Consider the following 12,536-nt stretch of genomic DNA (forward strand, 5'->3'; position numbering starts at 1 on the left):
GATTATGAGAGTCGTAGCAGGAAGTGCGAAGAGTTTAAAATTAAAGACGATCGAAGGTATGGAGACAAGACCTACGCAGGATCGCATCAAAGAAACATTATTTAATATGATACAATATGATATTGCCGGATGCACATTTCTGGATCTTTTTTCCGGGAGCGGCGGGATTGGAATTGAAGCATTGAGCCGCGGTGCAAAGCAGGCTTATTTTGTGGAGAAGGCAAAGCCGGCACTTCGATGTATCCGAGAGAATTTAAGATATACAAAGCTTGATGACAGAGCACAAGTTATGGCTGTGGATGTCATAACAGCTATCAGGCAGTTAGAAGCAAAGAAGATAACATTTGATTATATTTTTATGGACCCTCCATACAACAAAGGATTTGAAGATGAGGTATTGGCGGTACTGAATGATTCAACAATCTGCACGCCAGATACGGTCGTGATCGCAGAGTCATCACTTGAGACGGAGATTTCAGATTTTGAGGAATTAAAGGTGTCAAGAGTCAAGAAATATAAGACAAATAAACATACATTTTTGATGAAGACACAGGAGGATTAGAAAGTGAGTATTGCAGTTTATCCGGGAAGTTTTGATCCGGTTACATATGGACATATTGATATTATTGAGCGTTCAGCAAAGGTATTTGACAGGTTGATCGTCGCAGTGCTGGTTAATAGCGCCAAGAAACCATTATTTACGACACAGGAGAAAGTCGATATGATACGCAAGGCAACAAGTCACCTTGATAATGTAGAAGTAGTGTCATTTTCGGGATTATTGGTAGATTTTGCAAAAGAACAAGGGGCCAGTGTATCTGTAAGAGGATTGCGTGCAGTAACAGATTTTGAGTATGAGATTCAGATTGCCCAGACAAACGCGAAGTTGAATAAAGATTTAGATACAATGTTTTTTACAACCAGCATAGAGTATTCTTATGTAAGTTCCACGATCGTAAAAGAAATAGCTTCTTATCATGGAGATGTTTCTGAGATGGTACCGCCTTACGTACAAGAATGTCTTGAGAAGAAATTTAAAGCACAGGAGGCGAAATAAATGAGTGAAAAATATTTACATGAGATGATTGATGATATCGAGGTTCTGATCGATGAAGCAAAACCGGCAAGATTTAGTCCGGGAAAGATCACAATTGAGAAAGATGTTTTGATGACAGTGATCGAAGAATTAAGGAAACAGATTCCAGGAGAGATTGAACGAAGCCATAAGATCATTCTTAATAAAGATGCGATTTTAGAAGATGCAAGAGTGAAAGCACAACAGACGATCGACCAGGCAGCGAAAGATGCAGGAGAATTGATCGATCATAATGAGATTGTTGAGATGGCTAAGATGAGGGCAGATGAGATTGAGAACCATGCCAAAGAAACAGCAAGAAGTGTGATGCATAATGCGAATGAAGAAGCAGATCAGATCCGCGCAGGAGCACTTCGTTATGTCAATGAGATCATGGAAGATGTTCAGGGATATGTTGTGAGCGTAAAAGAAGCACAGCAAAGTATATTTGATCAGTTGTTGTCTGCATTAGATTCTGATCTTGAATCAATTAAGACAAATGCGAAAGAGATTGAAGAACAGCTTTCAGGAGTCAGCATACCTCAGACAAGAACGAGAACGGTTGAAGATTTTATCTCAGATGAAGAATAGGGCAGCAAGCAGACCACTTGATAAACTGAATAAGAATTTAACAAGCAGATATTTCCAGAAGGAAAGTCTGCTTTTTTTACATACGCTTATTGTCTGTGCAGCAGCAGAAAGTCCGCCAAAAGAAGTGATCATGCAAAGAAGGATTATTTTATGATAAGAAGAAATCTGCATTGTACCAAAATAAGAGACGGCGTTTGTAATCTCAAATATAGCGATCAGCATTTGCTTTATAAAAAATGGAAATGGTAAAACAGAGATTAAAGATGCACCGATCGAAAAGATCATGATACAGATACCGATCGTAAAAATAGAATGGAGACTGTCAAAGATTATCTGATCAGCCGATTTTTTTATAGAAACAGGATGTGAAATTTGATGTGCATGAAGAAAATCTTTTGTGAAAAATAGATAAAATAAATAAAAAAGATAACAAAGTACAGGGAAATAAAGACAGAAAAAGAAACAAAGAGTATTTATGTTTCCGTGGAGAATCAAAGTTAATGTATATCCAATAGTAAACATTGGGCTGATCTGATTGCAAACATAAAGAAGTGCCTGACCTTCCTGTTTGGTATAAGAACCAGAGAGAATAAGATCATTGATAATTTTTGCACCGAGTGGACAGCCACAGAAAAAACCAAGAATACAGGTGTAGAAAAAGTCATCATTAATGTCAGGAAAGAGCTTTTTTAAAGGGAAAAACAGGCGGGAAAGAAAATGGAACGTTTGGTAATATTGCATAAAACCAGATAGAAGTAAAAATGGAAGAAGTGTTGGAGTGATCGTTGCAGACCATAAAAGTAGTCCATTTTTGGCTCCATCGATTGAAGTTTGTGGAAAAAATAACAAGGAAACTGCACAAAAAATGAGCAAAAATTGAATAATACCATTACGCATAGGAAATCTCCCGTTCCTTTTTTATAATGTATGAAACGGGAGATAAAACTAGACGATAATCTGTTCATCTTTCAAGATCGTATGGAATTTCTGACCTATGACAGCCTGATATATCTGGTGGGCATATTGATCAACTGACAACAGAATTTGCTGCTCTTTTTCAAGTGGATCGTGGAGTGGACGGAGGTGACGGACCATAGGGAGACTTGTTTCTTTTTTTATAGCACCGATCAAAGAAGAAGAATCCCGGCGGAAACCAAGGATCTGGTAATAAGGTGCCATATGATATTTCTTTGCCAGAAGAAATTTCGAATCTGTCATTCCAAGCATAATATGGAGAAGGTTTCTGCTTGTTTTACTCCACGTGATATTTTTGCTCTTACATGCTAAAATAAGATCTTCAAAGGACTGATCAGGACGAAGTTTTTTCATAAGGCGATCGCTGAAATCCTTAGAAATTCCGACAATCTTAGTCAGATCATCAGTGGAATGAATACTAGTTTGCAAAAGAAGAGAAAAGTCATCTGAACATACAGGAAAATCATGTTGGTAATGATGTTTATACAGATCATGCAAAGAATCAGGGACTCTTGAAAATAATGGTTCGATCAGATTTTGCTCGAGTGTACTGCGGATCGATGTCGCAGAAGAGATCGATGGTGTCAGATCTGTGCTGTGATGATCGTTTGCAATTCGTTCTACGCAGACCGGTGTTATAGAACTGTTGAGACGGATCAATGCTTTTAGATATTCAATCCCAAGAATGTTATTTGGCTGCTTTAAAATCTGAATCATGGAAGCATCCTTAAGGTGAGTTGTAAGATACAGTTCTTTAGCTTTTGGATAAGAATGTCCAAGGCTCATAAGATCTTTTATGCCGGATTCAATTTCATTTTCATATTTAATAAGAAAGGATGCAATTGCTTTAAGTTTGTTAATCTCTTGACATTCGCTTCCGAAAGAAAGGTAGTCAACAACACCTAATTTATCAAGCAAAGTAACAGCACCCATGGCGAAATCAGGAGCAGAAGAGGCAGCTGCAAAAAGAGGCAGTTCGATTACAAGATCAACACCACACAGTAGAGCTGCATGAGCACGTATTTTTTTATCCATAATCGCCGGAGTTCCACGCTGGACGTAGTTTCCACTCATTAGCGCAATTACACGTTTAGCTCCGGTTTTTTTCTTTGTTTCCATAATATGATATTTATGTCCGTTATGAAACGGATTATATTCACAAATGATAGCTGCAGTCTTCATAAAATATCCTTTCAGAATTTCAAAATTAAATCTTTTATATAATAAATGTATTATAAATCACGAAACAAAAAAAGTAAAATTGCACAAAAAACAAAAAATGGACAACAAGTATCTTGTCAGAGGAAACAAAAAAATGTAGAATAGAATATAGATTTTTCTGGAAATGTACAACGAAAAATACAAATACCATTATTGTATACACAGAAATGATGTTGTATAATTTAACAGGATTAAATTCATCTTTTTGGAAAGTTGAAAGGAGCAACGCGAAAAATGAGTGTTATTGATGAGATTAAAAACAAGGCAAAAACAAATAAGAAAACTGTTGTACTGCCTGAAACTACAGACATGAGAACATTAACAGCAGCAGCAGAAGTTATCAGTGAAGGAATTGCTGATATTATTTTAGTTGGAAAAGAAGACGAGATTAAAGCAAAAGCAGAAGGATTGGATTTATCAAAAGCTTCTTTTGTTGATCCAGAAAACAGTGATCGTTTAAATACATATATCGAATCTTTATGTGAAGCAAGAAAGAGCAAAGGACTGCTTCCAGAAGATGCAAAAGAGATTCTGCTATCCAACCCACTGTTCTTCGGAGCAACAATGGTAAGAGTCGGAGATGCAGACGGAATGGTAGCAGGAGCAATCAACTCTTCTGCAAACGTACTTCGTGCAGCACTTCAGGTTGTTAAAACTGCACCTGGTACAGAAATCGTATCTGCCTTCATGTTAATGGATACAAAGGCAAAAGATATGGGAGAAAACGGATGTTTCGTATTCGCTGACTGTGGACTGAACCAGAATCCAAATCCAGAACAGTTAGCAGCGATCGCTTCAAGTTCAGCTAAGACATTTGAACAGCTGATCGGAGCAACACCAAGAGTTGCAATGTTATCCCATTCTACATGCGGAAGTGCAAAACATGACGATGTAACAAAAGTTGTAGAAGCAACAAATATCGCTAAAGAAAAATATCCTCAGTATTTAATTTGTGGAGAATTACAGCTTGATGCAGCAATCGTACCAGAAGTTGCAGCAGCTAAAGCTCCAAGAAGTGAAGTTGCTGGTAAAGCAAATGTATTAGTATTCCCAGACTTAGATGCTGGTAACATTGGATACAAATTAGTACAGAGATTAGGTGGAGCACAGGCATTCGGACCTATTACACAGGGAATCGCAAAACCAGTCAATGACTTATCACGTGGATGTGTAGCATCAGATATCGTTGGTGCAGTAGCAATCACATGTGTACAGGCAGCAGCACTGGAAGCAGATAAATAAGAATAAATTTAAGGAGAATCATATTTCATGAAAGTTTTAGTTATCAACTGCGGAAGCTCATCATTAAAATATCAGTTAATCGATTCAGAGACAGAAAGTGTTTTAGCAAAAGGATTATGCGAAAGAATCGGAATCGACGGAGCATTAACACATCAGCCAGCAGGAAAAGACAAGATCAAATCTACACCTGCTATGCCAGATCATAAGACAGCAATCGGAATTGTTATCGATCAGCTGACAGATAAAGAAAACGGAGTTGTAGAAAGCCTTGATGAGATCGGTGCTGTAGGACATCGTATCGTTCATGGTGGAGAGAAATTTACAAAATCATGTCTGATCACAGATGAGGTTATCAAAGAAGTTGAAGAATGCAGCGTATTCGCACCACTTCATAACCCAGCTGGATTAATTGGAGTTCGTGCATGTCAGGAATTAATGCCAGGACTTCCAATGGTAGCAGTATTTGATACAGCTTTCCATCAGACAATGCCAGAGAAAGCATTCTTATATGGTATTCCTAGAAAATACTATGATGAAGATGGTATCCGTCGTTATGGATTCCACGGAACATCTCATCAGTTTGTATCTTTAGAGACAGCAAAAATGTTAGGAAAAGATATCAAAGACTTAAAAATTATTGTATGTCATCTTGGAAATGGTGCAAGTGTAACAGCAGTCAAAGGTGGAGAATCTGTAGATACATCTATGGGATTAACACCGCTTGAAGGATTGATCATGGGAACACGTTCTGGAGATCTTGATCCAGCGATTGTTGAATTTATTGCAAACAAAGAAAATAAAACAGCATCTGAAGTATTAAATATTTTAAATAAAGAATCAGGAGTTTATGGATTATCTGGAGTATCTTCTGACTTTAGAGATGTAAAAGCAGCAAGAGCTGAAGGTAATAAAGCTGCAGCTGCAGCATTAGATGCATATGCATATCGTGTAGCAAAATACATTGGTGCTTATACAGCAGCTATGAATGGTGTAGATGCAATCACATTTACAGCAGGACTTGGAGAAAATGATGATATTACACGTGCAGCAATCTGTGAATATCTTGGATATCTTGGAGCAGATCTTGATAAAGAGAAGAATAAGGTTGCTGGAGAACCAGCGGTGATTTCTAAAGATGATGCGAAAGTTAAGTTACTGTGTATACCAACAAATGAAGAATTAATGATCGCAAGAGACACAGTAGCCCTTGTAAAATAATTATTTTATGAAAAAATAGAACTTGTTAAAATGTGCTTCTGGATTGTTTTTTTTAAAAGTAAGGAAAATTACTTGACAAACCAGAAGCACATTCGTATAATAGTACAGTATGAAAATTTAGGAGATCGTATGAAGATTCAATTATCAAAAATTATTTCAGTACCTAAATATGAAGAAACCGTCGAAGCGTCAATCAATCTGAATGAGATTAAGCTAAAAGGTGTGTCTTATCCTATTCGAGAGAAGAGTGATTTTTCGATCGTTTTTAGAAATATTGGAAAGGATAAGATATCATTTTCATTTGAGACAGAAGTTACGCTTGGAATTCCATGCAGTCGATGCCTTGAGGAAGTGAGTTATCCGGTTTCCGTCAAGGTGACGAAAGAATTAGATTTTTCGGATCTTGATGAGGAAGACTCCTCATATATCGAGAACAAGGAACTTGATCTTGATATATTGATCTTCGATGAAGTTGTTCCAAAACTTCCGTCCAAAGTTTTGTGCAAGGAAGACTGCAAAGGACTTTGTCCGGTATGTGGAACGAATCTGAATAAAAAAGAGTGTGGCTGCGATCGTACGGTGGCAGACCCTCGTATGGCAGCGATTCAGGATATTTTTAAGAATTTTAAGGAGGTGTAAACCAATGTCAATTTGTCCAAAGAATAAATCATCCAAAGGAAGAAGAAACAGACGTAGAGCAAACTGGAAGATGACTGCTCCAACACTTGTAAAATGCAGCAAATGTGGTGCTCTTATGATGCCTCACAGAGTATGTAAAGCCTGCGGATCTTACAATAAAAAGGAAATTGTTTCAGCACACGCTGAATAATGGTAAATCAAAGAAAAATGCCATACGTTTAGACTTTTTAAGAAGGTTTATGCGTATGGCATTTCCTATTTTAAAAGAAAAGGAGAATAGGTCGTATGGAGAAATTAGTCAAAGTTGCTGTTGATGCTATGGGTGGAGACAACGCACCAGGAGAGATTGTAAAAGGTGCAGTTGATGCTGTGAATGAAAGAAATAATCTCAAAGTATTTTTAGTAGGAAAATCCCAGAAAATTCATGAAGAATTAAGCAAATATCAGTATAAGAGTGAACAGGTAGAAGTCATAAATGCAGAAGAAGAAATTTCTTGTGACGAATCACCAGTAGAAGCGATTCGTAAGAAGAAAGATTCTTCCATGGTGGTTGCACTGAAAATGGTGAAAGATAAGACTGCAGATGCATTTGTGTCAGCCGGAAGTTCGGGAGCGATCCTTGTTGGAGGACAGTTTGTTGTTGGAAGGATCAAAGGAATCAAAAGAGCACCATTAGGTGCAGTTATGCCAACAGCCAAAGGGCCTATGCTGTTAGTTGATGCAGGAGCAAATATGGATGCGAAAGCTGAATACTTACTCCAATTTGCACAGATGGGATCTATCTATATGGAAGATGTCCTTGGAATCAAGAATCCAAGAGTCGGTCTTGTCAATGTTGGTGTGGAAGAAGCAAAGGGAAATCAGCTTGTTAAGGAGACAGGTCCATTATTAAAAGAATGTGAAAATATTAATTATATTGGAAGTATCGAGGCAAGAGAAATTCCATATGGTGCAGCGGATGTTGTTGTATGTGATGCATTTGCTGGGAATATCGTCTTGAAACTTGAAGAAGGATTATCAGCGGTATTAGTAAGCCAGATCAAGGAAGGAATGATGTCAACACTAAAGAGTAAGATCGGTGCATTACTGGCGAAACCAGCACTGAAGAAAACATTAAAGAAATTTGATGCTTCAGAGTATGGTGGAGCACCACTTCTTGGTTTAAATGGCCTAGTTGTAAAAGCCCATGGATCAGCAACAGCAAAAGAAATGAAAAATGCGATCGTTCAGTGTATTGCATTTGCAGAAGAAAATATTACACAGAAAGTAAAAGATCAGATTGTGAAAGGATAAAATAGAAATGGATGCAAAAAGTGTGGAAGAATTTCAAGAGCAGATAGGAATTAAATTTCATGAACCATCCCTTCTTTGGAATGCTTTTATTCATAGTTCCTATGCGAATGAACGAAGAATGAGCAAAGATAAAAATAACGAACGCTTGGAGTTTTTAGGTGATGCGGTATTAGAACTTGTAACAAGCAATTATCTTTACAGAACTTATACAAAAGAGCCAGAAGGTAAGCTAAGTAAGATCAGAGCAAGTCTTGTGTGTGAGCCGACACTTGCAGGATGTGCAAGAGATATTAATTTAGGTAAATATGTTCTCTTAAGCAAAGGAGAAGATATGACAGGTGGAAGATCAAGAGATTCTATTCTTTCAGACGCATTTGAAGCAGTGATCGGTGCAATCTATTTAGACCAGGGAATTGAGACTGCAACAAAATTTGTTGAAACATATTTATTTAAAGACGTAGAAAATAAAGTTTTATTTTTTGATGCGAAGACAAATCTTCAGGAGATTGTTCAGGGAGAAGGAAAAGGCAGATTAAAATATGTTCTAGTCAAGGAAGAAGGACCAGATCATGCAAAAATCTTCACAGTAGAGGCAAGACTTGGAGATACAGTGATCGGAACAGGAGCTGGGCATAGCAAAAAAGCGGCCGAACAACATGCAGCCTTTGAAGCGATCAAAAGCCACAAAAAATAACATGAAGCAGAGGTGGACATGTATTTAAAAAGTATTGAAGTCAATGGTTTTAAATCTTTTGCCCATAAAATGATTTTTAAATTTGAACATGGAATTACAGGAATCGTAGGACCAAATGGAAGTGGAAAAAGCAATGTTGCGGATGCAGTGCGTTGGGTACTTGGAGAACAAAGAGCGAAGCAGCTTCGTGGTTCTAAAATGGAAGATGTCATTTTTGCTGGTACAGAATTAAGAAAACCAATGGGATCAGCATATGTTGCGATTACTCTAGATAACAGTGATCATAGTCTGCCAATTCAGTTTGAAGAAGTGACGGTTGCCAGAAGAGTATATCGTTCTGGTGAAAGCGAATACCTGATCAATGGAAGTGCCTGCAGGCGAAAAGATATTGTAGAACTTTTTTTTGATACGGGAATTGGAAAAGAAGGTTATTCTATCATTGGACAGGGACAGATCGAACAGATCTTAAGTGGAAAACCAGAAGATCGAAGAGAACTCTTTGATGAAGCGGCAGGAATTGTAAAATATAAGAAAAACAAGCTGGAGACACAGAGATCATTAGAAATCGAACGAGAAAATCTTGTAAGGGTAACAGATATTTTGACAGAATTGGAACGTCAGGTTTCACCTCTTCAGAAACAATCTGAACGTGCAAGAGAATATCTGCTTTTAAGAGATCAGTTAAAAGATGAAGATGTAAAATTGTTTTTATTTGAAAATCGAAATCTTGAACAGGAATTAAATGAGCTGGATCAAAAGATAGAGATTGCACAGCGAGAGATGAAACAGACAGAACATGCACTTGCCAAAGCAAAAGAAAAATATGGAAAACAAGAAGAACTTTTGGACAGTTTAAAACAGGAAATAGAAACGATCGCAGCAGAAATTTCAGAGATGAAGATCACAAAGCAGCAAAAAGAAGGGCAGATTCAGGTACTGAAAGAACAGATCAATACAGAACGTATGAGAGAAAGTATATATCTGGAATCAAAAGATAAGCTGTTTAAAGATCTGAATGAGAAGAAGCAGCAATTAAAGAGATTCGAAGTGGAGACAGAAGAGATCCGTAAGGAATATGAAGCTGTTATGGATCAAAAGATTCAAAAAGAAAGCGAAGTTGCACTGTATCAGAAACAGATTCAGGATTTTGAGAAAGAACACGAAGAGATTGAGATCAGAGTGAATGCTGTAAGAGAAGGCCGTATGAGGGTTGCTGGAGCTATCGAACGATCACAGACTGTAAAAGAACAGTTAAATGTGCAGATTATTGGTCTTGAGCAGCAGATGGAAGAATTAGAACAACAGATAAAAGAACAGCAGAACGAAAAAACTCTTTTTAACAATAAGATCAAAGCAATCAAAGGAAAGAAAGAGCAGTTAGAGATTGAACGTCATAATGCCAAAAGAATCGAAGAAACATTATCAGTAGAACGTCGGCAGATTCAGACAGAGATTGATAAAAAAAGAGAAAAATACCATAGAATCCGTTCAAACTATGAAACGGTGCGGAATATGGCAGAACGTTATGATGGATATGGATTTGGAATCAAAAAGATCATGGAACAGCAAGCTGTGGAGTCAGGGATCATTGGAGTGGTTGCAGATATCATTAAGGTAGAAGCAAAGTATGAGACAGCAATCGAAACAGCTCTTGGAGGAAGTATCCAGAACATTGTAACGGATACACAGAAAACAGCGAAGAAAATGATTGAATATCTTAAAAAGAATCGTTATGGAAGAGTGACATTCCTGCCGTTAGATGCAATAAAAGGAAAATCATTTGCAAGAGAAGAAATTCTTTCAGAACCGGGAGTGGTCGGATCGGCTAATATGCTTGTGCAATACGATGAAACATATAAGGAACTGTTCTCATCGCTTCTTGGGAAGATTCTTGTTGTAGAAGATATGGATGCAGGAATCAGGATTGCTGATAAATATCATCATAATGTAAGAATTGTAACACTTGAGGGAGACTCTTTGAATCGTGGAGGTTCCATGTCAGGTGGTGCATTTAAGAATAAGAGTAATCTACTTGGAAGATCCAGAGAAGTTGAAGAACTAAAGGGACGACTTGATAAATGGACTCAGACAATAGCAAAAGATGAAAAAAAATATGATGAAAATGAAAAAAAACTCAAAGAATATCAGCAAAATATGGTAAACTTAGAGCAAGACATTCAAGCGATATCTCTGGAATTGAATACACAACAGATGTCACGCACAGCAATCGAAAACAGACAGGAAGAACTGACAAAGAGAAAAGAACAGCTAGTGCTGCAAAAAGATAGACTGAAACGAGAGTTATATACAGCAACAGAAGATGCAGACAGACTGCAGGATGAGCAGATGGATCTTGAAAGTGCGAATGAACAGGACGAAGAACGAAATAAAGTAATTGATGAGAAATTAGAATATCTTCGAAAATGTGCAGAAAAGCATGCAATGGAAGTATCAAAAGTTCATATGCGTTTAAGTCAGGAATCGCAGAAACTAGAGTTTCAGGAAGATAATCAGGAGCGTATAAGATCCGAGATTGAACGTCTTAGTGAAGAATTTAATGAGAATCAAAAAGATGTAGGAGATGTCAATGAGAATGTAAAGACATTACAACAGCAGATTGAAGAACTTAAAGATTCTTTAAACTTGATGGAACAAAAGATCATAACAGATCAAAAGAGACATCAAAAGATTCAGGAAGAAGTAAAAACAAAAGAAATACTTTACAAAGATATCTTGAAAGAACGCGAAGAGATGATAGAACGTGTCAGTGGATATGATAAAGAAATCTATCGTCTGGAAAGTCAGAAAGATGGTAAAAAGCAAAAGAAAAAAGAATTGCTTGATTATATGTGGGAAAACTACGAGGTTACTTACCATCAGGCGAAGCAAAGATTGGAGCTGAATGAGACAGAAAGTCTTTTAAGGATCAAAGAAACAATCAACCGATTAAAGAAACAGATCAAAGATCTTGGACCAGTTAATATCAATGCGATCGAAGATTATAAAGAAGTTTCTGAGCGTTATGAATTTATGCAGAAACAGCATGAAGATATCGTAACAGCAGAGGCACATTTAGCAGGGTTGATGGAAGAGCTTGAAGAAGCTATGAGACGTCAGTTTAATGAAAAATTCAAAGACATCCAGAGAGTATTTCAGGAGGTTTTTGTGGAATTGTTCGGTGGAGGAGAAGCAAGACTGGAACTTACCGATGATGATGTGTTAGAATCAGGAATAAGGATCATTGCACAGCCACCTGGAAAGAAACTTCAGAATATGATGCAGCTTTCCGGTGGAGAAAAAGCATTAACAGCAATCTCATTGTTATTTGCAATTCAGAACTTAAAACCATCGCCATTCTGCCTGTTAGATGAGATAGAAGCGGCATTAGATGATTCGAATGTTACAAGATTTGCAAAATATCTGCATAAACTTACAAAGGATACCCAGTTTATCGTGATCACACATCGGAGAGGAACGATGATGGCAGCAGATGTCTTATATGGTATCACGATGCAGGAGAAGGGAATATCCACACAGGTTTCTGTTAATTTGATCGAGAATGATTTAGATGAATAAAAGGAGAACAGC

The 12,536-nt window shown here is 37.3% G+C and carries 12 protein-coding genes; 11 read left to right on the plus strand and 1 reads right to left on the minus strand.

The window, feature by feature from the left end; genetic code table 11:
* The first annotated feature begins 4 nt into the window (after positions 1-4).
* From rsmD to OCV53_RS06635, 4 genes are read left to right on the plus strand one after another with little or no spacing between them, the layout of a single operon-like run.
* Complete coding sequence (rsmD, locus tag OCV53_RS06620; RefSeq protein ID WP_022375156.1) at positions 5-562, plus strand: 16S rRNA (guanine(966)-N(2))-methyltransferase RsmD; 558 nt, start codon at positions 5-7, stop codon at positions 560-562.
* A 3-nt stretch (positions 563-565) separates the two neighbouring features.
* Positions 566-1,057 carry a pantetheine-phosphate adenylyltransferase gene (coaD, locus tag OCV53_RS06625; protein ID WP_055197262.1) on the plus strand — a complete coding sequence of 164 codons (492 nt, stop codon included), beginning with the start codon at positions 566-568 and terminating at the stop codon, positions 1,055-1,057.
* Positions 1,058-1,666 carry a hypothetical protein gene (locus OCV53_RS06630; protein WP_022375158.1) on the plus strand — a complete coding sequence of 203 codons (609 nt, stop codon included), beginning with the start codon at positions 1,058-1,060 and terminating at the stop codon, positions 1,664-1,666.
* Positions 1,656-1,820 carry a hypothetical protein gene (locus OCV53_RS06635; RefSeq protein ID WP_155492458.1) on the plus strand — a complete coding sequence of 55 codons (165 nt, stop codon included), beginning with the start codon at positions 1,656-1,658 and terminating at the stop codon, positions 1,818-1,820. Before OCV53_RS06630 ends, OCV53_RS06635 begins: the two co-directional genes overlap by 11 nt.
* A gap of 791 nt (positions 1,821-2,611) precedes the next feature.
* Here OCV53_RS06635 and OCV53_RS06640 read toward each other — a convergent pair.
* Positions 2,612-3,823 (minus strand): tRNA(Met) cytidine acetate ligase, encoded by a 1,212-nt coding sequence (locus OCV53_RS06640; protein ID WP_055197266.1) that lies wholly within the window; start codon positions 3,821-3,823, stop codon positions 2,612-2,614.
* Positions 3,824-4,096: 273 nt separating this feature from the next.
* Between OCV53_RS06640 and pta the strand changes: the two genes are divergently transcribed.
* The 7 genes from pta (at position 4,097) to smc (ending at position 12,524) form a co-directional block, all read left to right on the plus strand.
* Positions 4,097-5,104 carry a phosphate acetyltransferase gene (gene pta / locus OCV53_RS06645; protein ID WP_055197268.1) on the plus strand — a complete coding sequence of 336 codons (1,008 nt, stop codon included), beginning with the start codon at positions 4,097-4,099 and terminating at the stop codon, positions 5,102-5,104.
* A 27-nt stretch (positions 5,105-5,131) separates the two neighbouring features.
* Positions 5,132-6,322 carry an acetate/propionate family kinase gene (locus tag OCV53_RS06650; protein WP_055197270.1) on the plus strand — a complete coding sequence of 397 codons (1,191 nt, stop codon included), beginning with the start codon at positions 5,132-5,134 and terminating at the stop codon, positions 6,320-6,322.
* Positions 6,323-6,451: 129 nt separating this feature from the next.
* Positions 6,452-6,961 (plus strand): YceD family protein, encoded by a 510-nt coding sequence (locus OCV53_RS06655; RefSeq protein ID WP_055197272.1) that lies wholly within the window; start codon positions 6,452-6,454, stop codon positions 6,959-6,961.
* Between the two features lie 4 nt (positions 6,962-6,965).
* A complete protein-coding gene (gene rpmF, locus OCV53_RS06660; RefSeq protein ID WP_008391606.1) occupies positions 6,966-7,151 on the plus strand; it encodes a 50S ribosomal protein L32 in 186 nt (61 codons plus the stop codon).
* A gap of 95 nt (positions 7,152-7,246) precedes the next feature.
* Entirely contained in the window at positions 7,247-8,254 is a 1,008-nt protein-coding gene (plsX, locus tag OCV53_RS06665; RefSeq protein WP_022375101.1) for a phosphate acyltransferase PlsX, read from the plus strand.
* Positions 8,255-8,261: 7 nt separating this feature from the next.
* A complete protein-coding gene (gene rnc, locus OCV53_RS06670) occupies positions 8,262-8,948 on the plus strand; it encodes a ribonuclease III (RefSeq protein ID WP_022375102.1) in 687 nt (228 codons plus the stop codon).
* 18 nt (positions 8,949-8,966) lie between these two features.
* On the plus strand, positions 8,967-12,524 hold the full coding sequence (gene smc / locus OCV53_RS06675) for a chromosome segregation protein SMC (protein ID WP_055197274.1): 3,558 nt from the start codon (positions 8,967-8,969) through the stop codon (positions 12,522-12,524).
* Positions 12,525-12,536: the final 12 nt, after the last annotated feature.

The organism is Anaerostipes amylophilus, assembly GCF_025567365.1.
Classification (GTDB): domain Bacteria; phylum Bacillota; class Clostridia; order Lachnospirales; family Lachnospiraceae; genus Anaerostipes; species Anaerostipes amylophilus.